The following is a 24,766-nucleotide window of genomic DNA, read 5'->3' as shown; positions in this document are numbered from 1 at the left end:
GGCATTTTCCTCCACCCGTACTGGGCTATGGAACTCTTGTCTCGAAGCCGTCGAATGTCGCGCGCATGGCATCTGCATCAGCAGGCCTGCCCGTGAACAGTTCAAACGCCTTCACGGCTTGAAAAACAGCCATTGAAGCGCCCGACAGGGTTCTGCACCCCAGGGCCCGGGCGCTTGCCAGCAGCTCGGTTTCCAATGGAAAATAGATGATATCGGCCACCCAGATGTCGGGGCGCAGCACCGAGCGGTCCACCGGCATGCCCGGCGTGGCATCCATACCGATCGGGGTGGCGTTGACGATGCCATCGAACCGCCGCGTCCCGATGCTCTCGAGCGATAGCGCCGCCGCATTGGCGCCCTTGCCATTCAACCGCGCCACAAGCGCTGTGGCACGCGCATGATCCAGATCGGCAATGAGCAACTCACCCACACCGCAGCCCACAAGGGCATTGGCCACCGCCGAACCGGCGCCACCAGCACCCAGTTGCACAACTGTCTGGCGCGGTGCATCGCCCATCTCAAGGTCAAAGCCCTGCCCAAAACCCCACAGATCTGTGTTGTAGCCACGCGACTTGCCCTTGCGGAGCACTACCGTATTGACCGCCCCGACACGCGCAGCACCATCATCGATCTCGTCGAGATGTGGCATGATCGCCTGTTTGTAAGGATAGGTGATGTTCAGCCCCGCGAAGCCGAACAACGCTGCCGCCTCCAGGATCTGGGCAATGCCGAGCGCGCTGTCACCGGCCATGGCGGCATCGATAAGCTGATAGGTATAGCGCATGCCGTGCCGCGCGCCCTCGACCTCATGCATACGCGGCGTGCGCGACCGCTGGATGTTGCGACCCACCAGACCAACGAGCACCGACGGACCGTTCTGAGCCGGCACGGCCTCGCCTACATCAGCGCTGACAGACTGAGTCAACTGCACGAAAACCTCCCCAAGACCGCCACCCCAACCTCTGGGGGCGATCTGCACACCTGCTCCGCCTTTGCTTTTGTCGTCGCGGCGGTTAACAAGGGTAAACACGTTGCATGCACTTTGTACGAACTGGTTAGTTTAGTCAACGGCGATGCAACGGGGCGGCAATTTGTGGTGGGCTTCATGAGCGAAATCGTTAGTAAAACCGGGAAAAAGGCGACCGCCAAAACCCGTGCACAAGACCCGGAAGGGACCAAACGCAACATCATTGAAGTCGCCATGCGCGAATTTGCAGACAATGGTCTGTCCGGTGCCCGGATCGACGAGATCGCCGCCAAGACCAATGCCTCCAAGCGCATGATCTACTATTATTTCGACGACAAGGACGGCCTGTACCTGCGTTGTCTGGAAGAGGCCTACCGCGTGGTGCGCAGCGGCGAGGTCGAGCTCAACCTTGATCACCTCAGCCCCACTGACGCACTGCGCCGCCTGGTCGAATTCACCTTCGAGCACCACAACAGTCATCCCGATTTCATTCGCATGGTGATGATCGAGAACATCCATAACGGCATGTTCCTCGAGCGCTCGGTGACCATTCAGCAGCTCAATGCCACCGCCATCGACAATCTCAAGCGCATCTACCAGCGCGGCGTGGAAGCAGGCGTCTTCCGTAAGGGAATCGAGCCGCTCGACCTGCACTGGCACATCAGCGCGCTCTGCTTCTTCAATGTCTCCAACCGCGCCACGTTCAGTCGCATCTTTGATGCGTGCCATGGAGGGAGACCGCGAACAGGCCCGGTTGCGCAACCAGGTCGTGGCGATGATTCTCCGCTTCGTCATCGAGCCCACTGAACTGGCCGCAATCGCACCCTGATCGACCCGACCGCACCGGCAAGGTGATCGGCGCAGGCTCGCCTATTGCGGTATCGCCAACCAACGTCGCCACACCCCCTCGGCACGCGGCGTGGCCCGCGACTCCACCCCCGAATTATCGGCACAAACCGCGCGACCGATCTTGCCGGGTCGTGAAGCCCTCGCACAGCTGCACGACCTGCCTATCCCAGGGCCTTTGCTCTGGCAGCGTCCCCCTTTCCTTGACCCCCGCACCCATCCCGCCTCGAAATATCCACACCAACCCTCCCGCACGCCCCATTGACATGTACGAACTGGTTAGTACGTTAAGCTAAAATGCCGCTCGACGCGTGTAACTGGGAGGAAGAGCCGTGCTGAACCCACAATTGGAACCGTTTCTGGCTGTCTGGAACGAAAAATGGAAACAGCTTCCCGCAGGGGCCAAGCCGGCTGATCGCCGCGCTCTGTTTGAAGTCATTGCCCGGGACATGCGTCTGCCCACGCCGCAGGGAGTAGAGACCGATGCCGAACACTGGATCCCCAGCGCGGCGGGCGATGTGCGGGTGCGCGTGTTCCGCCATGGCAACGATTCCACCCAGCCTTGCCTGATCTACATGCATGGTGGGGCCTGGATGCAGGGCAGCCCCGAGACCCATTGGGATATCACCAGCCGGATCGCAGCCGCCAACCGGCAGACCGTCATCAGTGTCGACTACGCTCTGGCCCCCGAACACCCCTTCCCTGCCGCCATTACCCAGTGTCAGGACGTGGTGCGCTGGGTTGCCGCCAATGCGGAAAAGCTGTCCATTGACCCAGCCCGGATCGCCGTCGGCGGCGACAGTGCCGGGGCCAATCTGGCTGCCAGCCTCGCCCTGTTCTTCCGCGGCGGCGACATTGCCCTGAGCGGGCAATTGCTGGTTTATCCTGCTGTCGATTTCGAGATGCAGCGCCCCGCCTATGTCGAGAACGCCACAGCGCCTCTGCTCAGCGTCGCCGGCATGCCGGCGGTCAATGCTATGTACTGCCCCAACCCGGCCGATCTGCGCAACCCGATGGCGGCACCCATGCTGGCCGACAATCACGCTGACCTGCCGCCTGCCTATATCGCCGTGGCGCAGAACGACCCGCTGCGCGATGACGGGCTGGATTACGCCAAAAAGCTGCAGGACTCCGGTGTCGCCGTGACGGTGGACACCGGTGAAGGGCTCATTCACGGCTACCTGCGCGCCATGGAATATTGCGAAGCCAGCCGCACCAGCCTGAGCGCGATGTGCGCCTGGCTGGACCGCATCAATTCCCGTCCATGACCTCCGCCCCGCCCAGCAAGCCCAGCCTGCCCACGCTGGACTATGCCTTCACCATCAGTGCGACGATTGGCCAGCCCATCAGCGCGGGTCGACATGCTCAGGGCGAGAGGCTGCACATTCCCATTCTGTCCGGCCGGGTCGAGGGGCCGCGCCTGCAGGGCACGATCCTGCCCGGCGGCTCTGACTGGCCCCTGATCCGCCCTGATGGAACATCGGAAATTTCTGCCAACTACTCCATGCGTGCCGACGATGGCACGCTGATATTCGTACAGAACCAGGGCCTTCGCGTCTCCTCGCCCGAGGTGCTCGCGCGCCTGCGCCAGGGTCAGCCCGTTGACCCCTCGGAGTACTATTTTTTCGCGACGCCGCGCTTTGACGCGCCCGATGGACCTCACCACTGGCTGCGCGACACCGTCTTCTTGTCGTCCATTGCGCCCAGTTCTGAGGGCATAACAATCGCTGTCTACGCAGTTCGGTAAGGGCATGAAATTCGTTAATTCCTAGAGCTGCCAAAATGCCACCCCCTGACACTACCATTCTGCTTTGCACCCCATTCCAGCCTATCGGTATGCCTTCGCGATTTCCCGAAAGCGGTCAGTTCTGGGCACATGTTGAGATAAGGCACAATCGATAAGCGCCGAGCGCCATTAACGACGCAGCACCGTGGTGCGGGGAAGTTCTATTGTCGCTTGCCGTCAATCAGGCCGAAGCCGCGAGCAATTGATCGCGATATTCGGTCGGGGTTTGCCCGGTCCAGCGACGGAAGGCACGCACAAACGAGGAAGCCTCCGAAAAACCCACCAGATAAGCCGCTTCATTGACGGAGACCTTGCGGGCGGAGAGATAGTCAGATGCCATGCGGCATCTCAATTCATCGGCAACCTCGGCAAACGTCGTGCCTTCCTGCTTGAGGCGGCGATAGAGTGTCGGCCGGCTCATACCGAGTTCGGAAGCGATCGCGTCAATCGAGGCTTCGCCCTTGTGAAGGCCAGGCATCAGTCCAGCTTCCACGCGTGCACGGATACTATCTTCTCTTGCCAGGTCCTGGAGCAGGGCGTCCGCCTTCTCGGAAAAAATGCCGAACACGTACCGGGACGTGTTCTCGAAAGGGCGCGAGAGCCATTCTGGTGCGATCTGCATCGCATTGCGCGTGCGTCCAAAAGTGATGGGGCATTGCAACAATTGCTCAAGTTCGTCCGCATGCGCCGGTTTGGCATGGGTCATTTCAATTCGCACGGCGAAAGGATGCTCGGGAAGGTTGCGCCTGAACTCGCCGATGAACCGTCCGAATGCAGCCTCGGTCAACGCAGGGCTTCGGTTCGGATCGGGCCTGTTGTCGATGATCCAGACTTCGCTGCCGTCCTGCGACACGCTGAACCGCGGGCCACTTTCCATAATGTCGATATCCACCATGAGAGTAGCGTAGCGGTTCAGCTGCTGCATCGCATCGGGCAGGGAGGCGGCGGAGCCAACGATCAACCCGACGACACTGATTTTCTCAAGTTGCGTCTCAACGGCGTGCTTTGCCAGCAAAGCCGGCTCACCTGTTTGAGAGATGAGCACATCAATGAGTTTCAGGTAGGTGTCAAAGCCGATGCGGTTGTCCTGATCGCGTAGCTCAGCCTCGGTCAATCCAACCTCTCCAAGGATGTCCGGCTGGTGCAATCCCGAGCGTGTCGCGTATGCAGCAAGCGAGCGGACTAATCCTGCGGCAACGGTTGCGCGTTTCATCTGATCATCCTCGTTTGGGATGGACCTTAACCAACATGACGCCCAAGGCCAACGACTTGAAACCAACGGTCATGCTCCTCTGGAGAGGCGTCGCCTATACCCCCACCATTCCAACATGGGAACGGTGATTTGGCCGCCCAAAATACAAAGGGTGCAGACATGTTTTCACTTCAAAAATGGGGCGCTGCGGCCGGATTTGGTGCCGCTGCCACCTATATTTTTGGTTTCATTCTCCTCCTCACAGTCCTCGCCGGATCCGGTTACGGTATGGCGGATGCCGATCCCGCCTCCGTCGTCTCCTTCGTGATCAACGAACAGACACTCATGACCAGCTGGTACACGATCATCTATGTGGTCAACGGCTTCCTGGTTGCCCTGCTGGCGGTCGCGCTCGCCGATATCTTCAAGCCGCACGCGCCGACGCTCTCTAGCGTCGTTCAGGTTTTCGGTGCGCTTTGGGCCACCCTCGTGGTCGGAGCGGGAATGGTCGCCAATGTCGGCAAGGAAGTCGTCGCTACCCAATACGCTTCCGACCCCGAGGGCGCCGTGCTGATGTGGCAAATCTTCTCGGGCGTTGAAAACGGTCTTGGCGGCGGTAATGAGATCGCCGGCGCCGTTTGGGCCATGGTTGTCGGTGCTGCCATGCTGCGCACCGCACTGATGCCGAAACCCCTTGGCTGTTTCAGCCTCGTGATTGGAGTGTCCGGCCTCTTGACCCTCATTCCCGCGCTGAATGACACAGCGGGCTCTGTGTTCGGACTTGGCTACATTGCCTGGTTCGTTTGGGTCGGGTTCGTGTTGCTGAACAGGAAAGCCTAAGGCTCCAGCAAGTGTCTTTTCTGTGCGCAAACCGAGTGCAGCTCCCCAAGCTGTGGGGTTGGCTAGCGATTTCGCAGCAACACGCCTCGAACTTTTTGGACCACTCGAGAAGCGCCGCCTGATGAACAGGCGCCGAACGGAAGCAGTTGAGGTAAACGCGGGGGACGCATCAGTCGAATGCTGGCGGCCAAGATGGGCAACTCGACTGACCAGAACCGAGAACTGCAAAAGGTCTAAATGCCAGTGAATATCGTCGCTGTACACGCCGCAGAGCACGCGCGACGAATCGCCCACAAATACCAAGTGATGAACTAAGCGAGTTCAATAGTTGAAACTCGACCAACTCAAAAGTTGAAACTCTATCTAGAAAACACGCAGACCCTGAAAAAGGGTGGCGCGAGAGACGGGGCTCGAACCCGCGACCTCCGGCGTGACAGGCCGGCGCTCTAACCAACTGAGCTACTCCCGCAGCGGCGGCGACCAAGTCGTCCGCGCAACGTGGGGTTCGTTTACCGACCCCCTCCGATCAAGTCAAGCGACCAAATTCAGAATGATGCGACATTTTCAAAAATAAGCGCGACGCTGTGGAAATCATCCACAAAAACAGGCGCTACCGCATATTTCTTGAAGTGAAGTATCAAATCCGCTCACCCCGCCGTCTCGCGCCGCATATCGCGATGTTGAGAACCCGGATTGTGCACCGGACCGGTGCATGAGGGAGGCAGGGGAAATGGTGGGCGATGACGGGCTCGAACCGCCGACATCTTCGGTGTAAACGAAGCGCTCTACCAACTGAGCTAATCGCCCGCATGGTCGGTCACAACCAAAGCAAGGTGGCTCTGATTAAGGTCCCTGCCCGCTATCGTCAACCACCAAATGAAACGGCCCCGGCGGAAAACGCACGGGGCCGGTAACTGTACCAGTCTGAAGGACTGATCTTAGTTGATCGCGTCCTTCAGGCCCTTACCGGGCTTGAACTTGGCCTGATTGGAGGCCGGGATCTGAATCTCGGCGCCAGTGGCCGGATTGCGGCCGGTCGAAGCCTTGCGCTGCGAAACAGCGAAAGTGCCGAAACCGACGAGGCGGACTTCGTCGCCAGCCTTCAGGGTGTCGGTGATTGCGGCGAACACTGCGTCCACAGCCTCAGCGGCCTGTGCCTTGGTAATCGTCGCTTTGTCGGCGACAACGCCAACCAGATCGTTCTTGTTCATTGCGTTTCCTCAGAGTGAAATTGCCCGCCCTCGCTGGCAAAGGTTAAAACTCGGCAACCCTTGGTCGATTCTGAGTGAAACGCAAGGATTTCCGGGCTTCTCGCGAGGCCGAACGGTGCAACGCTGTTAATGGACCGGAAACAGCACCTCTACAAGTCCGCATTGTTGGTTTGCGCTGGTTTTCCGGGCTTTTCCGCTGGTTTTTGGCGTTATCCACTGCGCTTGGGCTGGACAATCACCCGGCGACGGATACCCAGCATAAGCGGCAAGGCCAGCAAATAGATCGCGGCCCCGATGATCCAGATTAGCCCCGGCCACGAGTCGCGAATGCCAAAATAGGCAAAACTGAAGAACAGCGGGCCGAACACTGCGGCCAGACTGACCAGACTGGCCAGTACACCCTGCAATTGTCCCTGCTTGTCCGCCCCGACCTGGGTCGTAATCAGAGACTGCAGCGCCGGCATGCCTATACCGCCAAGGGCAAACAAAGGCATGATGGCAAACACCACCCAGCCTTGCGTCGCCAGTCCAAGCACCGCCAGCGCGGCCATCTCGCACATCATCCCCACGATCAGCGCCCAGCGCTCGCCCAGCCAGGCGACGGCCGGACCGGTGAGAAATGCCTGCGCCCCTGCATGGAACAAGCCATAGGCCCCCAGCGACAAGCCAATCATCATGCCGTTCCAGGCAAAGCTGTCCTCGGCGAAAAGCGCCCATAGCGTGCCATACATGCTGCCGACAAAATTCAGAATCACAAAGATCGCGATCAAGGGAATCAGCGCCGCAAAGCTCAGCGCCCATTTCAGCGGCTTGAAGGGATTGAGAGCATCAAGATCAAACTTGGCGTCGCGCTGCCCTGCCCGGGATTCTGGCAACACAAACAGCGCCAGCGCAAAGTTCAGGCCATTGAGAACTGCCGCCGCTATGAACGGCGCCCGCACCCAGTAATCACCCAACACCCCGCCCAGCACGGGCCCGATGATGAAGCCGATACCGAACATGGCGTGGAACAGTCCAAACCGCTTGGCCCGTTCCTCTTCGCTCGATATGTCGGTGATATAGGCTGTCGCCACCGCCATATTGGCGCCGGTCATACCCGAAATGGCCCGTCCCAGGACCAGCATCCACAACTCGGGCGCGACCGCCATGACCAGATAGTCCAGGGCCGCCCCCGCCAGTGACACCAGCAATACCGGCCGACGCCCAAACCGGTCGCTCAATACGCCTAGCACGGGCGAGAACAGGAACTGGCAAGCCGAATACAGCGCCAGCATGATGCCCAGCAGAGTGGCGATCTCGCTGATGTGGCCGACATCGCGCAACAACGCAGGCAGAATCGGAAAAATCAGGCCGATGCCCACCGCATCAAGCAGAACCGCCGCCAGAATCACGATCAGCGCCTTGTTCACGGCCCAGTCCCTCAAGGGCCCACATGGCCCCGCCCAACATAGATGTACGCCACACATCTGGCTGACAAGGCCGTTCCTGCGCCTTTGTCGAAGCTGAGGTGCCCTGCCCGATTGAGGCCTCCGGGCGCAGGGATGATCCACAACCGGCGTGGCATCACTTCCCGGTTCTGTCCCCCCAAACAAAAACGGCGGCCCCGAGGGGCCGCCGTCGGTTCTATAATCCAGTCCAGCCTAGTGCGGCAGACCCGATGCTGCATCATCTGCAGGGGCGGCCGGCTTGCGTGCCGCCTCGGCAGCAGCAGCTTCAAAGTCCCATTCAATGGCTTCTGGCTTGCTGACAAGGGCGTGCTCGATGACCTGATCCATCCGGCTGACCGGAATGATCTCCATGCCATCCTTGACGATGTCCGGGATCTCGGCGAGATCACGCACATTCTCTTCAGGGATCAGCACCGTCTTGATGCCACCACGGAGCGCCGCGAGCAGCTTCTCCTTCAGGCCACCAATCGGCAGCACGCGACCACGCAGGGTGATCTCGCCAGTCATGGCCACATCATTGCGCACGGCAATACCCGTCATCACCGAAACGATAGCGGTCGCCAGGCCGATACCAGCCGATGGGCCATCCTTGGGCGTAGCGCCTTCTGGCAGATGCACGTGAATGTCACGCGTATCGAACATGGGCGGCTTGATACCGAAATCGATCGACTTGGACCGCACATATGCCGTGGCCGCCGTCAGCGATTCCTTCATCACTTCCTTGATGTTGCCGGTCACGGTCATCCGACCCTTGCCCGGCGTCATCACGCCTTCAATGGTCAGCAACTCGCCGCCCACCGATGTCCATGCCAGACCGGTTACGAGGCCGACCTGAGCCTCGGCTTCGATTTCGCCATGCTTGTAGATGTCAGCGCCCAGATATTTCGTCAGCTTCTCTTCGTCGATGACGATCGTCTTGACCTTCGTCTTGACGATCTCGGCCACCGCCTTGCGCATCAGCTTGCTGATTTCACGCTTGAGGTTACGCACGCCCGCTTCGCGGGTGTAGCGCTGGATCAAGGCGGTTAGCATCTCGTTGCTCAGCTCGAACTCGCCATGGGCCAGACCGTTTTCCTTCAGTGTTTCCGGAATCAGGTGCTGTTTGGCGATCGCGTGCTTCTCCTGCTCGGTGTAACCGGACAGGCGAATGATCTCCATGCGGTCCATCAGCGGGCCGGGAATGTTCAACGTGTTCGAGGTGGTCACGAACATCACATCGCTGAGGTCATAATCGACTTCGAGATAGTGATCGGCAAAGGTGTGGTTCTGTTCCGGATCGAGCACTTCAAGCAGTGCCGACGACGGATCACCACGGAAATCCTGACCCATCTTGTCGATTTCATCGAGCAGGAAGAGCGGATTGGACTTGCCGACTTTCTTGAGCGACTGGATCACCTTGCCAGGCATGGACCCGATATAGGTCCGGCGATGGCCACGGATCTCGGCTTCGTCCCGCACGCCGCCCAGCGCCATGCGCACGAAGGCACGACCAGTCGCCTTGGCAATCGATTTGCCCAGTGAGGTCTTGCCAACGCCCGGAGGGCCGACAAGGCACAGGATCGGACCCTTCAGCGAGCCTGTACGACCCTGCACGGCCAGATACTCGAGAATGCGTTCCTTGACCTTTTCAAGACCATAGTGGTCCTCGTCGAGAACCTTCTCGGCCAGCACCAGGTCGCGCTTGACCTTGCTCTTCTTGCCCCAGGGCAGACCGAGCAGGGTATCGAGATAGTTGCGGACCACAGTGGCTTCGGCCGACATCGGGCTCATGGCCTTGAGCTTTTTCAGCTCGGCCTCGGCCTTCTGCTTGGCTTCCTTGCTCAGGCGGGTCTTGGCGATGCGCTCCTCGATCTCGGCGATCTCGTTGGAGCCCTCTTCGCCGTCACCCAGTTCCTTCTGGATCGCCTTCATCTGCTCGTTGAGATAATACTCGCGCTGGGTCTTCTCCATCTGCCGCTTGACGCGGCTCCGGATGCGCTTTTCTACCTGCAGGACGCCGATCTCGCCTTCCATCAGACCAAGAATCTTCTGGAAGCGGTCAATGACCGAAATGCTCGAAAGCAGATCTTCCTTCTCGTGGATCTTGATCACCAGATGGCTGGCAATGGTATCGGCCAGCTTGGAGTGGTTTTCGATCTGCCCGACGGCAGCCACGACTTCAGCCGAAATCTTCTTGTTCAGCTTCACATAGCTCTCGAACTCGGTCAGCGCCGAGCGCGACAGCGCCTCGATCTCGACCGCGTCCTCTTCGGGCTCGGGCAGAATTGATGCCTCGGCCTCAAAATACTCTTCCGTCTGCAGATAGCGATCAATGGTTGCGCGATGCAGACCTTCGACCAGAACCTTTACGGTGCCGTCGGGCAGCTTGAGCAGCTGCAGCACGGTCGCAATGGTACCGGTGTCGTAAATCTGATCGGGAGCCGGATCATCGTCCTGCGCATTCTTCTGGGTCACGACAAGAATGTGCTTATCGTCGCGCATGACGTCTTCAAGCGCTTTGACCGATTTCTCGCGGCCCACGAATAGCGGCACAATCATGCCGGGGAAAACGACGATATCGCGCAGCGGAAGAACTGGGTAAACGCGATCCCGGCTGGTTTCGCCGCCTGTGGGATTGACGTCCGTCATCTCGTATCCTTTCCGGGGCGCGCGGGAGGAAGGATTGGTGCGCGCCCTTAGTAGACAGCTCCAAACCTTAAGATTGGGCTGATTCCGGTTAATAAATAGGTCCGCCTAAGCCCGCTGCAAGTCAACCTTGGCGGAAAACCGACAGTTAATGCGCCCATGCACACAAGATATGCATGCCAGCCCGGAAACACCCATGTGCCTTGGCTGCAAAGCGGATGCGAACAAGTCCGAATATCTTGTTCCCATGACGGGATAATTGGGGAGGCCAGCCGAACCGATCAAGCGCGTTGACGGCTTTGTGCACCCCTATCGCCACCAAAGCGGTTAACGGCGCAAATGCGCTTTTGCCTTGTCGCCCTAAGCCTGCATACTCTCGTCTTCCATCACGCACGCCGCACCCGCCGCCATTTTCAGGAAATCTCATGAGCCAAACGGCCAACACCGCTATCGATCTGATCGGCATCCCCTGCGACGCCGGCGCATCCCGGCGCGGCTGCATCATGGGCCCCGAGGCGATGCGCATTGCCGGACTTGCGGATGTTCTCGCCGATCTTGGGCACACCGTGGCCGAACGCGGCGATATCGAATTGGGCGGCGCGACCGAAAGCCCAGCCTGGCAGACACCGGACAGTCGCAAGGCCGAAGTGCTGGCACTGGCCGCCCGCAGCAGCCAGTTGGCTCTTGAAACCTTGCAGGAACAGCGCCTGCCCGTGTTCATCGGCGGCGACCACAGCCTCTCAATGGGCACATTGTCTGGCGTCGCCAAACACTGCGCAGCCATCAACAAGCCCCTTTTCGTGCTCTGGGTTGATGCGCATGGTGACTTCAACACCCCAGCCACCTCCGAAACCGGCAATATTCACGGCATGCCGCTGGCCCTGCTATGCGGCGAACCCGATTTCGGGCCGGAGTATTCCGGCGACTGGCGCGGTAGTGTCGACCCGCGCAATGTCACTGTCTTTGGTGCGCGTTCTATTGACCGTCCCGAACGTCAACTTCTCGAGGACCGCGGCGTCGATGTGATCGATATGCGGCGCATCGATGAGAGCGGCGTTGTGGCGCTGATGCGCGACGTGCTGGCCAAGGTCGAACAGGCCGATGGGCACCTCCATGTCAGCCTTGATGTTGACGTGATCGATCCCGGCATTGCCCCCGGCGCTGGCACCCCCGTTGCCGGCGGCCTCAGCTTCCGCGAGGCCCATCTGGTCATGGAAATGATCCACGATAGCGGCACCATGGGCTCGCTCGATATCGTTGAACTCAACCCCTATCTCGACAATGGCGGCATGAGCGCACGTCTGCTGGTCGATCTGACCGCCAGCCTGTTCGGCCGTCAGATCATGCCGCGGCAGAGCCGACGCCTGGGCATAGAAGCCACCACGCGCGGCATCTGAAACCGCTAGCGGTCGCCCGCAACCGCAACGTAGTGCGCCCGGGGCCGGATCAACTGGCCGCTGGTCGCCTGCTCCAGCCCGTGCGCCAGCCAGCCGACACAGCGCGCCAGCGAAAACAGTACCAGTGGCGCGTCGCTGGGCAGATCATACGCTTCGGTCAAGGCCGCCAGGGCAAAGTCGATATTGGCCCGTTCGCCCGTGATCTTGGTGGCGGCGGCATGCAATGCCGCAAAATGTTCAGGCGGCGTAAAGCGCCCGAATAGCGCCGCCGCTCGGATGTCACCGTCGGGATAGAGCTGGTGCCCAAAAGCGGGCAAGGGCACGCCTTGCCCCAGCCGCGCCAAGACGGCCGCCTCGGCCCCGATGGCCTTGGCTTCTGCCCCCAGCGCCTGTGCAGCCTTGCCCGCACCGCCATGCAGCGGACCACTCAGCGTCGCCAGCCCCGACAGCACACCAGCGGATAGTGCAGCCCCCGTCGACACCGTCACCCGGGTCGCGAAGGTTGAGGCATTGAGTTCGTGATCCGCCAGCAGCACCAGCGCTCTGCGAATAATGTCAGCCGCCCCTGCCCGATCCCAGGAGATCGCCAGCGCAACATGTAACGGATCGGTTGCCGATCGCCCGCCCACCAGACTACTGGCCAGCGTCGCCAGGACCGAAATCGCCTCACTGCGCAAAATCGCTTCGGATCGTCCAATGCTGGGCGCATCGATGGCAGCGCGCTCAGCCATGGCCACAAACGCCGCCTGCAGGGATGGCGCCACGCCACGCGGGCGGGTCGGCAACTGGAAACCGTCAACCTCCCACAACAGGGCCGCCACCTGCTCCAGTGTGGCGCGCTCGGACAACTCGACAGCATCCTGCCCGCGATAGAGCAGTCGTCCCTCTTCAATGGTCGACAGGCTGGATGGCATGACGGGCTCGCCCCAGCGGATTGCTTCGGCAGCCACTGTTTCCTGACGCCGCCGCCCCGCAGCCCGCTTGGCCAGTCGCCGCACATCGTCGCCGCGATACAGGCTCTTGCGGCTGTCATTGGGGTCGCGCTTGGCCTTGATCCGGCCACGGCTGACATTGGCGTACAGGGTCTGCGGCTGGGTTCCCAGCAGCGTCAGAGCTTCGTTGGTGTTCAGCCAGTCCATCGCGTCACATTGATCCAATTGGTCAAGATTGACGTCAACTTAAACTCTCCTAGTTTGGCCAGCAACAACCACAGGAGAACAAGATGAACGCAGGTCTTGAAGACGTCGTCGCAGCCAGCACCGTGCTGTCTGATGTTGACGGCAAGAATGGTCGCCTGATCATCCGCGGTAGCTCGCTTGATGATCTGGTTACGAACGATCGCTATGAGAATGTACTGGCCCTGCTGTTTGCCGGTTTCTTCCCGCAAACACCCTCTCTGCCCGCAGCACTTGGCGCAGCCCGTGCAGAGATATTCGACCACCTGACAGCCGTCGATCCGACCCTTCTGACACTGCCACCGGTCGATGCCATGCGAGCCCTGCTCGCTCGCCTTGATGATGGAGATGATCTGTCCGCCGCCCTTCGCCTGGTTGCGGCCCCGGCGGTCTTCATCCCCGCCCTCCTCCGGCTCAAGGCAGGCAAATCTGCGATAGCCCCCAGCCTGCCAGCAGCCACGCTGCTGACACGCTGCGCATGATGACCGGCGACATCCCGAGCCCCGAGCAGACTGCAGCCCTTGATCGCTATCTGGTGACGGTCGCCGATCACGGCCTCAATGCATCAACCTTTGCGGCCCGTGTGGTGGCCTCGACCCGGGCGGGACTGACCTCATCCGTGCTGGCCGCCCTCAGTGCGCTCAAGGGCCCGCTGCATGGCGGCGCCCCCGGCCCTGTGCTCGACATGCTCGACGCTGCGGCCACGCCCGACAATGCACCCAACTGGATCGCCGCGGAACTGGCGCGCGGCGAGCGGCTGATGGGCTTTGGCCATCGTGTCTATCGCGTCCGCGACCCGCGTGCCGATGCGCTGAAATCTGCCGTGCGCCTGCTCGCCGGCGCCGGCGCCATCGACCCGGCCCGCCTGGCGTTGGCCGAGGCCGTGGAGCGCACTGCACTGGACCAACTCAAGGCCAAAAAGCCGGACCGGCCACTCGACACCAATGTCGAATTCTATACCGCCCTGCTGCTCGAGGCGCTCGGCTTCCCGCGTCAGGCTTTCACCGGCGTCTTTGCCATGGGTCGGGTTGGCGGCTGGATTGCCCATGCCCGCGAACAAGCCGAGACCGGCCGGCTCATCCGCCCCAGATCGCTATATATCGGCCCGCAGCCACAAGCCGCCGCCTGACAGTGCACAAACAAGAACGCCGGACCCAGGGGCCCGGCGTTCTCAATTTCAGTCGCGGGAAGGCTTATGCCCCTGCGGGCACTTCTTCCTTCTTGCGCTCGGAGTAGATGTACAGCGGACGCACGTCCTTGCCGTTCACCACTTCGGCGCTGATCACCACTTCTTCCACACCTTCAAGCGAAGGCAGGTCGTACATGGTATCGAGCAGAATGCCTTCCATGATCGAGCGCAGACCACGTGCACCGGTCTTGCGTTCGATTGCCTTTTCGGCAATCGCCTGCAGCGCCTCGTCCTTGAACGTCAGTTCGACCTCTTCCATCTGGAACAGGCGCTGATACTGACGCACCAGAGCATTCTTGGGCGAAGTCAGGATTTCGATCAGGGCGGCGATATCGAGATCTTCCAGCGTTGCCAGCACCGGCAGACGGCCGATGAATTCCGGGATCAGGCCGAAACGGACCAGATCTTCGGGAGCAACGTCAGCCAAGATCTGGCCAACACGACGATCATTGGGATCCTTGACCACGGCCGAGAAGCCGATGCCCGACCCCTCGCCGCGCGCCGAGATGATCTTTTCCAGACCCGCAAACGCACCGCCGACGATGAACAGGATATTGGTCGTATCCACCTGCAGGAATTCCTGCTGTGGATGCTTGCGGCCACCCTGTGGCGGCACCGAAGCAACGGTGCCTTCCATGATCTTGAGCAGCGCCTGCTGCACGCCTTCACCCGAAACGTCGCGGGTTATCGACGGATTGTCCGACTTGCGGCTGATCTTGTCGACTTCGTCGATGTAGACGATGCCGCGCTGAGCCTTGTCGACATTGTAGTCGGCGGCCTGAAGCAGCTTGAGGATGATGTTTTCCACGTCCTCGCCGACATAGCCGGCTTCGGTCAGCGTGGTGGCATCAGCCATGGTGAAGGGCACATCAAGGATGCGCGCCAGTGTCTGCGCCAGCAGGGTCTTGCCCGAACCGGTCGGACCGATCAGCAGAATGTTGGACTTGGAAAGCTCAACGTCCTGGTTCTTGGACGCATGGTGCAGACGCTTGTAGTGATTGTGGACAGCCACGGAGAGTACCCGCTTGGCGCGGAACTGACCGATAACGTAATCATCGAGCACCTTGCAGATATCTGCCGGTGTCGGCACGCCCTCGGAGGACTTGACCATACTGGTCTTGTTCTCTTCGCGGATGATGTCCATGCACAGCTCGACGCATTCATCACAGATGAAAACGGTCGGACCGGCGATCAGCTTGCGAACCTCGTGCTGGGATTTCCCGCAGAACGAGCAATAAAGCGTGTTCTTAGAGGTTTCGCCGTTCGTTGTCTCTTTGGACATCTTTGTCACTCCCGGGGGCAGAGCGCCCCCAAAACCAGGCATTTCCCTGACGGTAATACCTGAGCCTAAAGAAAGTCTAAGCCGAACCGATCCTAAAGATCGATCCGGCTTGGTGCAATCGCGTGTGGATCACAGTCCACGGCGCAACGGTTTTGTGCTTAACGTGGACAAATTACTCAGCAGTGTCAGGCACCGCGCGCTTGTCGTGGACGCTGTCGATCAGACCAAAGGTCAGCGCTTCTTCCGGCGAAAGGAAGCGATCGCGCTCAAGAGCGTTCTCGATTTCCTCGTAAGTGCGGCCGGTGTGCTTCTCATAAATCTGATTAAGACGACGCTTCAAGCCCTCGACTTCCTTGGCATGAATCATGATGTCGGTGACCTGCCCCTGGAAGCCGCCGGAAGGCTGGTGAACCATCACGCGCGAATTTGGCAGCGAGGTACGCATGCCCTTTTCGCCAGCGGCCAGCAGCAGCGAGCCCATCGATGCAGCCTGGCCCATCACCATGGTGGCAACGGCAGGACGGATGAACTGCATGGTGTCATAAATTGACAAACCAGCTGTCACAACGCCGCCAGGCGAATTGATGTAGAGCGCGATTTCTTTTTTCGGGTTCTCTGATTCGAGGAACAGCAGCTGCGCCACGATCAGCGACGCCATGTTGTCCTCGACCACGCCGGTCACGAAAATGATGCGCTCGCGCAGCAGACGCGAATAGATGTCGAAGGCGCGTTCGCCGCGGTTGGACTGCTCAACCACCATCGGAACGAGCGTATTCATGTAGATATCGTGCGGATCCCGCATGTATTGCCCCTTTGCTGTGCCGGTTCGCTGACCAGGCTAGCATTTGTCGTTTGTTGGGACACGGTAGCCGCCGGAACGGAAATTCCAGATCCGGCGATCGTGTCAATTCGAATCAGCGCGACTGCGCAACTACGGTCGAAACCGCCTCACTGCGCGATACCGGCAGAGATAGGCGGCATTGCGGCGCGCTTCAATAGGCCGAGCACCACTCAGGCCATTCTCACGGCGCGGGGTTAATTGCACGTTGCTGCAATTGCACACCAAACTGCGCCATTGCAGCAATCACCGGTTCCACCGAGCGCCCCAGCGTGGTCAGCGTATATTCGGTCTTGGGCGGCACCGTGGGATAAATGGTCTTGTCCACCATCCCCCGCGCTTCGAGATCACCCAGCCGCATGGCCAGCATGCGTGGGCTGATTCCACCAATGGCGCGCTGCAGCTGGCTATACCGCTTGGTACCACCCAGCAATTCACGGAAGATCAGCGTGGTCCACTTGCCGTCCAGCACACTGGCAGCCTCGGCCACCGGACACTCCGGCTCACATGCGGCGTTGGGATCAATCATTTTGCGCTATACTTTTTGTAATTACTTACTTTTGTATAGCGCAACGACTACCTCTCGGCAATCAACAACCGAAAGGCATCTGAAATGACCTATCTCCGCATTGTTCTGCTGCTCATTGCCATCTCCCAGCTTGCGCTGGGCGTCCTGACGCTATTCGCGCCGGAGTTCTTCCTCGCCAGCATGGGGCTGGCGACACCACCAAGCGACAGCTTTTACCTCATCGGCATGCTGGCAGCGCGGTTCCTGGCATTCGGCGTGGTGCTGATCGTGCTGGCGCGCCGCCCGCAGGTGGACGCGCTCTGGTTGCAGGCCATGTTGGCCATTCAACTCGTCGATCTGGGCGTAGGGCTGTTTTACACCGCCAATGGCGTGCTGCCGCTGGCGGTGTCGGGCTTCCCCATGTTCAACGCAATTCTGTTCAGTGGTATGCTGCTGATCGCCTTGCGACGCCAGCAGCCACCGATAGTGGCTTAGGCCGAGAAACTGACGGCCACGCCCTTTTTCTTGAAGTAGGACTGCATGATCTTGCGGCCCTGCCGATTGGACTGCGCCAGCTTGCCGGGCTCAAACACGGCTTCCTTGGCGCCTTCGCGCGCCATGGCAGCCTTGAGCGCGGCAATGTGGCTGTCCAGCTCGTCGTTATCATTCTTGATCGACGCGTAGATATTGTCGATGGCTTGGTTCAGGGTCAGGTCGCTCACGTGTCGGCACTCCATGGCTCGTTGGCATTCAACTAGCGATTTTTCCAGCAAGGGCAACCCGCCGATTGCATTGCAGTGCCGACCTTCTAATGTCGGACCAGTATTTTTCTAGCATCGGTTACCCCTCTGCATGGCCGCCATCGTTCAACTTACCCCCTATACCAACGTCCCCGAAACTGCGCGTATCAGCGCCGACCCACAGGCCCCTGAGTTCGTGCAGAACCCCTATGGCTTCTATCAGCAACTGCACGCGGTCAGTGCACCGGCGTTCTGGGATCAGTATGGTCACTGGTGCTTTGCCAGTTTCAAGGATGTCAGCGCCCTGCTCCGCGACAAGCGCTTCGGCCGCGAAATCCTGCACGTGGCCACGCGCGAAGAAATCGGCATGCCACAGCCCCAGGCGCACACGGCCGACTTCGATCTCACCGAGCAATATTCGCTGCTCAACCTTGAACCGCCCGGCCATACCCGCCTGCGCACGCTGGTCAACCGCGCCTTTGTCTCACGCCATGTCGAGCAATTGCGTCCGCGCATCCTCAAGCTCGCCAATGAGATGATCGACGCCTTCCAAGATCAGGATAGCGTTGACCTGATCAAGGCCTTTGCAGCCCCGATCCCCGCCATCATCATTGCCGAAATGATCGGACTACCCGCCGAAAGCGCGCCGCAGCTGCTGGCCTGGTCCAACCGCATGGTTGCCATGTACATGTTCGGCGTCACCCGGGAAGTCGAGCTCGACGCCAATGCTGCGGCCGCTGAATTCACCGATTATCTGCGCGGCGTGATCGCCGAGCGCCGCAAGCAGCCCCGCGAAGACCTGCTCACGCACATGATCACCGCCGAACAGAATGGCGAGCGGCTGAGCGACGAAGAAGTGCTCTCAACGGCCATCCTGCTGCTCAATGCCGGGCACGAGGCAACCGTCCACACGACCGGCAATGGCGTCAAATCGATTCTCGAGAGTGGACTGGACCCCGCCACCCTGTTTACCAGCGACGCCCAGACGGCTGCCACAGTTGAGGAATGCCTGCGCTTTGACGCGCCGCTGCATCTGTTCACCCGCTATACGCTCAGTGACATGGACTATAATGGCATTGCCCTGCGCAAAGGCGATGTCGTCGGCATGTTGATGGGCGCTGCCAATCGCGACCCCGCCCGTTTCGCCAATGCCAGTAGCTTCGATCCCTTCCGCACCGACGGCGCCAATGTCAGCTTCGGCGCCGGCATCCACTTCTGCATCGGCGCCCCGCTGGCCCGCATCGAACTGCAGATAGCGCTCAGCACCCTGTTCGAACGCCTGCCCCGCCTGCGTCTGGCCGAGCCGCCTCAATACAATGACGTCTATCCGTTCCACGGCCTGCAAAAGCTCATGGTGCGGTGGGACTGAGCTCCCCTGGCCCTGCGCTATTAAAGGCTCGCCAGCACCCCTGGCACCAGCAACGGTAGATCTTCGCTGATCAGTCCGGGGCCGCCGAAACGGTTGGCGGCCTCGGCATGCAGCCAGACACCGGCACACGCCGCTTCCCAGCCCGCCATGCCCTGCCCCATCAATCCGGCAACCATGCCCGCCAGCACATCGCCAGACCCCGCCGTGCCCAACCAGGCCGGCGCATTGGCATTGATGGCAGCGCGGCCATCGGGGCTGGCAATCACCGTATCGCTGCCCTTGAGCACAATGATCGCGCCTGAATGCTCGGCAGCAGCGCGCGCCTGCTCCAGCTTGCCGCCCGGCACATCGCCGAACAGCCGCGCAAATTCGCCCGCATGCGGCGTGAGCACCACGGGGCGCTCCCGGGCCTTGATGGCCTCGGCCAGCGTCTGGAAATCATCGGAAAAGCTGGTCAGGGCGTCCGCATCCAGCACTGCAGCCGCGCCCGAGCGCAGGACGGCCAGCACATTGTCACGCGTGTGCGGGCCAACGCCGGCCGCCGGCCCGATCACCACCGCATTCATCCGCTTGTCGGTCAACAGGTCCGCCAGCGCCGCGCTGTCAGCGGCCGGCTTGAGCATCACGGCGGTGACATGCTGCGCATGCACCTGCAGCGCGGCCTCAGACCCGGTCAGCGAGACAACGCCCGCGCCAACGCGAAACGCTGCCATGGCCGACAGCCGGGCTGCCCCTGTCTGTAGCGGGCCGCCGGAAACTACCACGCAGTGGCCGCGATCAAACTTGTTGCCATCATTGCTGGCCACCGGGACCGACCACAGCGTCGGCGAGTTCTGCCATGTCTCCGCCCCGATCGTATCAAGGACGGCCGACGGGATGCCAATATCGGCCAGCACCACTTCGCCGCACAGCTCACGGCCGGGCAGCAGCAAATGCCCCGGCTTGAGCCGGAAGAACGTCACGGTCAGCGCCGCATCCATTGTCGGGCCACGCTCCAGACCGGTCGCGCCATCCAGCCCCGAGGGCACATCGATGCTGACAACCGGCCGCGAACTGGCATTGACTGCCGCGATGATCTCGGCAAACGCACCATCGATATCGCGGTCCAGCCCGGCGCCCAGCAGGCCATCAATGATCAGATCGGCCTCGTCCACATCTTTGGCGGTCGGTGCCACCAGCCGCCCGGCCCATTGCTTGGCCATCGCCGCCGCGTCGCCCTTGAGCGCCGCCGGATCGCCGATCAACCGGAGTTGTACCGGCCAACCCTTGTGCTTGAGCAATCGCGCAACCACAAAACCGTCGCCGCCATTATTGCCCGGTCCGCACAGAACCAGCACCGAACGTTGATAATAGTGCTCTGTGACCGCTTCGGCGACCGCCCGACCCGCCGCTTCCATCAGCTTGAGGGACTTGCTACCAGCCTGCGCGGCCAGCCGGTCGGCCTCGCCCATTTGTCGCGGGGTCAGGAGAATATCGGCGCTCGAAGAGGTCATGGGAACTCGCAGGGCGGGGAATCGTCGGCCTGTTCTACACCACAAACAAAAAAGCCGCCCATTTCTGGGCGGCTTTAAATTTGGCGGTCAGCGCACCTTAGTGGTGATGTTCTGCCGGAACCTCGTCCTCGTCGGCCTGGATCAGCTTGGCCAGCTCTTCACGGGTCATCTTCTTGTCGGTGATCTTGCCCTGCTCGATGACAAAGTCGACGACCTTGTTCTCAAAGACGGGGGCACGCAGACCAGCCAGCGCCTGCGGGTTCTGACGGTAGTAGTCATAAACCTGCTGTTCCTGGCCCTGGAAGCGGCGCACTTCGGCGATCAGTGCCTGCTGATGCTCTTCTTCGGTCACGTTCACGTCGTTCTTGTTGCCGATTTCGGCAACCACCAGGCCCAGACGCACGCGGCGCTCGGCAATGGTGCGGTACTGTTCGCGTGCAGCTTCCTCGGTGGTGCCTTCATCCTCGAAGGACTTGCCATGGCTCTGCACTTCATGCTCGACCCGCTGCCAGATGGTGGCGAATTCGGCTTCAACCAGCTGGGCTGGAACGTCGAACTTGTGGCCATCATCAAGCGCATCGAGCACCTGACGCTTCATGTGCTGACGGCTCATCGACGCCAGCGCCGATTCCATCTGACCCTTGACGGCATCGCGCAGTGCCTGAACGTTCTCAACGCCCAGACGCTTGGCGAACTCATCGTCCAGCTCGCCAGTGTTCGGACCATCGACATGCAGCACGGTGACCTCGAAGGTCGCCTTCTTGCCGGCCAGTTCGTCGCTCTGGTAATCCTTGGGGAAGGTCACTTCGATTTCGCGGGTCTCGCCCTTCTTGAAACCGATCAGCTGCTCTTCAAAGCCCGGGATGAATTCGTTCGAACCAACGGTCAGGTGCGCATGGTCGGACTTGCCGCCATCGAATTCCTTGCCGTCGATCTTGCCGACAAACGACAGACCCAGACGGTCGCCATTCTCAACAACGGCGCCGTCGCCCTTGTCGGTGTAGCCACGGTTCTGCGCGAACACGCGGTTCACTTCGGCATCGATTTCGTCTTCAGCGATATCGATGACCGGCTTGGTCAGCGGCACGCCCTTGAGGTCCATCAGTTCGACCGGTGGCAGGACTTCATATTCGACTTCAAATGCCAGATCGGCCTTGCCTTCGAGCACTTCGTTGATCACGGCCTGATCGTCGGGCAGATCAACCTTTGGCTGGGCGGCAGCGCGCTCTTCGCGCTTGTCCAGCGTCTCGGTGACGGTGTTGTTGATCGCGTCGGTCATCACTTCGGACATGGCCGAACGGCCGAACATCTTCTTGATGTGCGCCATTGGCACTTTGCCCGGACGGAAGCCCTTGATGTTGGCCTGGCCCTTAAGCTCTTCGAGCTTGGCACCGAGGCGCTCGTTCAAGTCGGCGGCCGGAATGGTAACGCTCAACTTGCGCTTCAGACCTTCATTGAGGGTTTCGGTAACCTGCATTCGGTTCAATCCCGTGATCATTGTCTCTGGAGGGCCAGATCCCAAATTTGGTGCGGGTGAGAGGACTCGAACCTCCACGCCTTGCGGCGCTGGAACCTAAATCCAGTGCGTCTACCAGTTCCGCCACACCCGCTAAAGGACCCGTTGGCCGGGTTGGCGTTGCATCTATATGAAGACGGAAAGCCAGTCAAAGCCTTGCTGCTCTATTTGCGCCGATTGCTGGGCGGTTCTGCTCCCTGACCCTACTTGCCGCTTGGCTTTGGCCGGCAGTTTGCCCAATGTAGCGGCGTCGAGGCAGAACCAGACTGACAGACATCGACATTCCGCACAAAATACACCCATACTGCACAACAATTAGGCATAGACACCCGTGGTGGCGCAGGCAATACCGCCGCCATACTGACGTAAAGCGTTGTACCAATTGCCTTTTCGGTTGCCAAATCGAGCTGGCACACCCCGTGCATACGACTATGCGGTATCCGCCCAGAAAGACCCGTGGAGGCTCAAATGAAGAAGATCGAGGCTATCGTAAAGCCGTTCAAGCTCGACGAAGTCAAAGAGGCACTGCAGGAAGTAGGCCTCCAGGGCATCACTGTGACCGAAGCCAAGGGCTTTGGTCGCCAGAAGGGCCATACCGAACTTTATCGCGGCGCTGAATATGTCGTGGACTTCCTGCCCAAGGTGAAAGTCGAGGTCGTGTGCCCCGATGAACTCGCCGAAAAGGCCATCGAAGCCATCCGCAACGCAGCCCAGACAGGACGTATCGGCGACGGCAAGATCTTTGTTTATTCGATCGAGCAAGCCATCCGTATCCGTACCGGAGAATTCGGGGACGACGCGCTTTAGGGTTTTCGAACCCATTGGGCGGGGTAGTTCACCCCGCACGCGTCCAGCCGTGCCAATAACAAAAGTTCCTAATTAGACAGGGGAATACCGAATGACCACCGCAAGCGACCTCCTCAAGCGTATCAAAGACGAGAACATCAAGTATCTCGACCTGCGCTTCACCGACCCGCGCGGCAAGCTGCAGCACGTCACGCTCGATTGCTCGATCGTTGACGAGGATCTGTTCGAGGAAGGCACCATGTTCGATGGTTCCTCGATCGGTGGCTGGAAGGCCATTAACGAGTCCGACATGGTTCTGATGCCCGATCCGTCATCTGCTTACATGGACCCCTTCTTTGGCGCGTCCACCATGGTCATCAACTGCGACATTCTCGAGCCGCTGACCTACCAGCCCTACAGCCGCGACCCACGCACCACTGCCAAGAAGGCCGAGGAATACCTCAAGGCTTCCGGCATTGGCGATTCCGTAGTGTTCGGCGCAGAGCCAGAATTCTTCATGTTCGACGACGTGCGGTACTCCAACACCCCCTACAAGGTGGGCTTTGAAGTCGACCACCCTGAACTGCCGTCCAACAACGACACCGCCTATGAGTCCGGTAACACCGGTCACCATATCGGTCTCAAGAAGGGCTACTTCCCCGTGCCGCCGCTCGATAGCGCCCAGGACATCCGTGGCGAAATGCTCGCTGCCATGGCCGACATGGGCGTGGTCGTTGAAAAGCACCACCATGAAGTGGCCTCGGCCCAGCACGAACTCGGCATCAAGTTTGCGCCGATGATCAAGGCTGCCGACGACGTACAGATCTACAAGTATGTCATCCACCAGGTTGCCAATGCCTATGGCAAGACCGTGACCTTCATGCCAAAGCCAGTCTTTGGTGACAACGGCTCGGGCATGCACTGCCACCAGTCGATCTGGAAGGACGGCAAGCCGCTCTTTGCTGGCGATCAGTATGCCGGTCTGTCGATGGAAGCGCTGTACTACATCGGCGGCATCATCAAGCACGCCAAGGCGATCAACGCCTTCTCGAACCCATCCACCAACAGCTACAAGCGCCTTGTGCCCGGTTTCGAAGCCCCCGTGCTGCTGGCCTACTCGGCTCGCAACCGTTCCGCTTCCTGCCGCATCCCCTTTGGCCAGTCGCCCAAGGCCAAGCGCGTCGAGATCCGTTTCCCCGATCCACTGGCAAACCCATACCTGGCCTTCTCGGCCATGCTCATGGCTGGCCTCGATGGCATCAAGAACAAGATCCACCCCGGCGATCCAATGGACAAGGATCTCTACGAGCTCCCACGCCAGGAACTGATGGAAATCCCGACCGTTTCCGGCTCGCTGCGCGAAGCGCTGGAAAGCCTCGACAAGGATCGCGAATTCCTGACCGCTGGCGGCGTGTTCGACAACGATCAGATCGATGCCTACATCGAGCTCAAGATGGCCGAAGTAATCAAGTACGAGCAGACCCCTCATCCGGTCGAGTTCGAAATGTACTACTCGGCATAAGCCGAAACGGTGCAGAATTTGGGAAGGGGCGCCGCG

Annotated in this window: 21 protein-coding genes, 3 tRNA genes and 1 pseudogene; 10 read left to right on the top strand and 15 right to left on the bottom strand. The window is 60.3% G+C overall.

Going from position 1 to position 24,766, the window contains the following annotated elements; translation table 11 throughout:
* Positions 1-25: 25 nt before the first annotated feature.
* Positions 26-931 (bottom strand): shikimate dehydrogenase, encoded by a 906-nt coding sequence (locus tag AC0L37_RS07740; protein ID WP_345790749.1) that lies wholly within the window; start codon positions 929-931, stop codon positions 26-28.
* A gap of 174 nt (positions 932-1,105) precedes the next feature.
* On the opposite strand from AC0L37_RS07740, the gene AC0L37_RS07735 reads away from it, so the two are divergent.
* From AC0L37_RS07735 to AC0L37_RS07725, 3 genes are all read left to right on the top strand, one after another.
* Complete coding sequence (locus AC0L37_RS07735; protein ID WP_348984707.1) at positions 1,106-1,774, top strand: TetR/AcrR family transcriptional regulator; 669 nt, start codon at positions 1,106-1,108, stop codon at positions 1,772-1,774.
* 371 nt (positions 1,775-2,145) lie between these two features.
* The gene (locus AC0L37_RS07730; RefSeq protein ID WP_282221533.1) at positions 2,146-3,081 is read left to right on the top strand and encodes an alpha/beta hydrolase; all 936 of its coding nucleotides are present in this window, start codon (positions 2,146-2,148) and stop codon (positions 3,079-3,081) included.
* Positions 3,078-3,560, top strand: a complete 483-nt coding sequence (locus AC0L37_RS07725; protein WP_282221534.1) for a DUF3237 domain-containing protein — start codon at positions 3,078-3,080, stop codon at positions 3,558-3,560. Before AC0L37_RS07730 ends, AC0L37_RS07725 begins: the two co-directional genes overlap by 4 nt.
* A gap of 220 nt (positions 3,561-3,780) precedes the next feature.
* Here AC0L37_RS07725 and AC0L37_RS07720 read toward each other — a convergent pair whose 3' ends face one another.
* Positions 3,781-4,812 carry an AraC family transcriptional regulator gene (locus AC0L37_RS07720; protein ID WP_282221535.1) on the bottom strand — a complete coding sequence of 344 codons (1,032 nt, stop codon included), beginning with the start codon at positions 4,810-4,812 and terminating at the stop codon, positions 3,781-3,783.
* Positions 4,813-4,941: 129 nt separating this feature from the next.
* Here AC0L37_RS07720 and AC0L37_RS07715 point away from each other — a divergent pair, with 129 nt between their 5' ends.
* A complete protein-coding gene (locus tag AC0L37_RS07715) occupies positions 4,942-5,631 on the top strand; it encodes a DUF4386 family protein (protein ID WP_282221536.1) in 690 nt (229 codons plus the stop codon).
* A 392-nt stretch (positions 5,632-6,023) separates the two neighbouring features.
* Here the strand turns inward: AC0L37_RS07715 and AC0L37_RS07710 are convergent.
* The 5 genes from AC0L37_RS07710 to lon form a co-directional block, all read right to left on the bottom strand.
* Positions 6,024-6,100 (bottom strand) — tRNA-Asp (locus AC0L37_RS07710).
* 262 nt (positions 6,101-6,362) lie between these two features.
* Positions 6,363-6,438 (bottom strand) — tRNA-Val (locus AC0L37_RS07705).
* A 131-nt stretch (positions 6,439-6,569) separates the two neighbouring features.
* Positions 6,570-6,842, bottom strand: coding sequence for an HU family DNA-binding protein (locus AC0L37_RS07700; RefSeq protein WP_212657807.1), 273 nt, complete (start codon positions 6,840-6,842; stop codon positions 6,570-6,572).
* Between the two features lie 209 nt (positions 6,843-7,051).
* The gene (gene tet / locus AC0L37_RS07695; protein WP_473314964.1) at positions 7,052-8,308 is read right to left on the bottom strand and encodes a Tet(A)/Tet(B)/Tet(C) family tetracycline efflux MFS transporter; all 1,257 of its coding nucleotides are present in this window, start codon (positions 8,306-8,308) and stop codon (positions 7,052-7,054) included.
* A gap of 174 nt (positions 8,309-8,482) precedes the next feature.
* Complete coding sequence (lon, locus tag AC0L37_RS07690; protein WP_282221538.1) at positions 8,483-10,918, bottom strand: endopeptidase La; 2,436 nt, start codon at positions 10,916-10,918, stop codon at positions 8,483-8,485.
* A 422-nt stretch (positions 10,919-11,340) separates the two neighbouring features.
* Here lon and rocF point away from each other — a divergent pair, with 422 nt between their 5' ends.
* The gene (gene rocF / locus AC0L37_RS07685; RefSeq protein WP_282221539.1) at positions 11,341-12,312 is read left to right on the top strand and encodes an arginase; all 972 of its coding nucleotides are present in this window, start codon (positions 11,341-11,343) and stop codon (positions 12,310-12,312) included.
* A gap of 5 nt (positions 12,313-12,317) precedes the next feature.
* Here rocF and AC0L37_RS07680 read toward each other — a convergent pair whose 3' ends face one another.
* Entirely contained in the window at positions 12,318-13,451 is a 1,134-nt protein-coding gene (locus AC0L37_RS07680; RefSeq protein ID WP_269368590.1) for a citrate/2-methylcitrate synthase, read from the bottom strand.
* Between the two features lie 83 nt (positions 13,452-13,534).
* On the opposite strand from AC0L37_RS07680, the pseudogene AC0L37_RS07675 reads away from it, so the two are divergent.
* Positions 13,535-14,616, top strand: a pseudogene (locus AC0L37_RS07675) (citrate synthase/methylcitrate synthase).
* Between the two features lie 64 nt (positions 14,617-14,680).
* Here AC0L37_RS07675 and clpX read toward each other — a convergent pair.
* The 3 genes from clpX to AC0L37_RS07660 all read right to left on the bottom strand — a co-directional run bounded on the left by clpX (position 14,681) and on the right by AC0L37_RS07660 (position 17,286).
* Positions 14,681-15,958 (bottom strand): ATP-dependent Clp protease ATP-binding subunit ClpX, encoded by a 1,278-nt coding sequence (gene clpX, locus AC0L37_RS07670; RefSeq protein ID WP_212657801.1) that lies wholly within the window; start codon positions 15,956-15,958, stop codon positions 14,681-14,683.
* A 172-nt stretch (positions 15,959-16,130) separates the two neighbouring features.
* Complete coding sequence (locus AC0L37_RS07665) at positions 16,131-16,760, bottom strand: ATP-dependent Clp protease proteolytic subunit (protein ID WP_212657800.1); 630 nt, start codon at positions 16,758-16,760, stop codon at positions 16,131-16,133.
* A 220-nt stretch (positions 16,761-16,980) separates the two neighbouring features.
* The gene (locus AC0L37_RS07660) at positions 16,981-17,286 is read right to left on the bottom strand and encodes a winged helix-turn-helix transcriptional regulator (protein ID WP_282221541.1); all 306 of its coding nucleotides are present in this window, start codon (positions 17,284-17,286) and stop codon (positions 16,981-16,983) included.
* 123 nt (positions 17,287-17,409) lie between these two features.
* Here AC0L37_RS07660 and AC0L37_RS07655 point away from each other — a divergent pair, with 123 nt between their 5' ends.
* Positions 17,410-17,799 (top strand): hypothetical protein, encoded by a 390-nt coding sequence (locus AC0L37_RS07655; RefSeq protein ID WP_269368592.1) that lies wholly within the window; start codon positions 17,410-17,412, stop codon positions 17,797-17,799.
* Here AC0L37_RS07655 and AC0L37_RS07650 read toward each other — a convergent pair.
* Positions 17,796-18,026, bottom strand: a complete 231-nt coding sequence (locus tag AC0L37_RS07650; protein ID WP_269368593.1) for a hypothetical protein — start codon at positions 18,024-18,026, stop codon at positions 17,796-17,798. The two genes, AC0L37_RS07655 and AC0L37_RS07650, sit on opposite strands and share 4 nt — an antisense overlap.
* 130 nt (positions 18,027-18,156) lie before the next feature.
* Here AC0L37_RS07650 and AC0L37_RS07645 point away from each other — a divergent pair, with 130 nt between their 5' ends.
* A complete protein-coding gene (locus AC0L37_RS07645; RefSeq protein WP_282221542.1) occupies positions 18,157-19,413 on the top strand; it encodes a cytochrome P450 in 1,257 nt (418 codons plus the stop codon).
* Between the two features lie 20 nt (positions 19,414-19,433).
* Here the strand turns inward: AC0L37_RS07645 and AC0L37_RS07640 are convergent, their stop codons facing one another.
* From AC0L37_RS07640 to AC0L37_RS07630, 3 genes are all read right to left on the bottom strand, one after another.
* Positions 19,434-20,906, bottom strand: coding sequence for an NAD(P)H-hydrate epimerase (locus AC0L37_RS07640; RefSeq protein ID WP_282221543.1), 1,473 nt, complete (start codon positions 20,904-20,906; stop codon positions 19,434-19,436).
* A gap of 97 nt (positions 20,907-21,003) precedes the next feature.
* On the bottom strand, positions 21,004-22,383 hold the full coding sequence (tig, locus tag AC0L37_RS07635; protein ID WP_212657794.1) for a trigger factor: 1,380 nt from the start codon (positions 22,381-22,383) through the stop codon (positions 21,004-21,006).
* A gap of 48 nt (positions 22,384-22,431) precedes the next feature.
* Positions 22,432-22,516 (bottom strand) — tRNA-Leu (locus tag AC0L37_RS07630).
* Positions 22,517-22,890: 374 nt separating this feature from the next.
* Between AC0L37_RS07630 and AC0L37_RS07625 the strand changes: the two genes are divergently transcribed.
* Positions 22,891-23,229 (top strand): P-II family nitrogen regulator, encoded by a 339-nt coding sequence (locus tag AC0L37_RS07625; protein WP_035079039.1) that lies wholly within the window; start codon positions 22,891-22,893, stop codon positions 23,227-23,229.
* Positions 23,230-23,320: 91 nt separating this feature from the next.
* Complete coding sequence (gene glnA / locus AC0L37_RS07620; protein WP_212657793.1) at positions 23,321-24,730, top strand: type I glutamate--ammonia ligase; 1,410 nt, start codon at positions 23,321-23,323, stop codon at positions 24,728-24,730.
* The last annotated feature ends 36 nt before the right edge of the window (positions 24,731-24,766 follow it).

This window comes from Devosia sp. J2-20 (assembly GCF_055808475.1).
Note: the sequence above shows the minus strand (reverse complement) of the source record. Positions and strands in the feature narration are given on the sequence as shown.

Coding starts and splice junctions, on each gene's coding strand:
- AC0L37_RS07735 (WP_348984707.1), top strand. CDS start 1,106: ATGAGCGAAATCGTTAGTAAAACCGGGAAAAAGGCGACCGCCAAAACC.
- tig (WP_212657794.1), bottom strand. CDS start 22,383: ATGCAGGTTACCGAAACCCTCAATGAAGGTCTGAAGCGCAAGTTGAGC.
- AC0L37_RS07725 (WP_282221534.1), top strand. CDS start 3,078: ATGACCTCCGCCCCGCCCAGCAAGCCCAGCCTGCCCACGCTGGACTAT.
- lon (WP_282221538.1), bottom strand. CDS start 10,918: ATGACGGACGTCAATCCCACAGGCGGCGAAACCAGCCGGGATCGCGTT.
- tet (WP_473314964.1), bottom strand. CDS start 8,308: ATGTGTGGCGTACATCTATGTTGGGCGGGGCCATGTGGGCCCTTGAGG.
- rocF (WP_282221539.1), top strand. CDS start 11,341: ATGAGCCAAACGGCCAACACCGCTATCGATCTGATCGGCATCCCCTGC.
- AC0L37_RS07625 (WP_035079039.1), top strand. CDS start 22,891: ATGAAGAAGATCGAGGCTATCGTAAAGCCGTTCAAGCTCGACGAAGTC.
- clpX (WP_212657801.1), bottom strand. CDS start 15,958: ATGTCCAAAGAGACAACGAACGGCGAAACCTCTAAGAACACGCTTTAT.
- AC0L37_RS07655 (WP_269368592.1), top strand. CDS start 17,410: ATGACCTATCTCCGCATTGTTCTGCTGCTCATTGCCATCTCCCAGCTT.
- AC0L37_RS07665 (WP_212657800.1), bottom strand. CDS start 16,760: ATGCGGGATCCGCACGATATCTACATGAATACGCTCGTTCCGATGGTG.
- glnA (WP_212657793.1), top strand. CDS start 23,321: ATGACCACCGCAAGCGACCTCCTCAAGCGTATCAAAGACGAGAACATC.
- AC0L37_RS07640 (WP_282221543.1), bottom strand. CDS start 20,906: ATGACCTCTTCGAGCGCCGATATTCTCCTGACCCCGCGACAAATGGGC.
- AC0L37_RS07700 (WP_212657807.1), bottom strand. CDS start 6,842: ATGAACAAGAACGATCTGGTTGGCGTTGTCGCCGACAAAGCGACGATT.
- AC0L37_RS07645 (WP_282221542.1), top strand. CDS start 18,157: ATGGCCGCCATCGTTCAACTTACCCCCTATACCAACGTCCCCGAAACT.
- AC0L37_RS07680 (WP_269368590.1), bottom strand. CDS start 13,451: ATGGACTGGCTGAACACCAACGAAGCTCTGACGCTGCTGGGAACCCAG.
- AC0L37_RS07720 (WP_282221535.1), bottom strand. CDS start 4,812: ATGAAACGCGCAACCGTTGCCGCAGGATTAGTCCGCTCGCTTGCTGCA.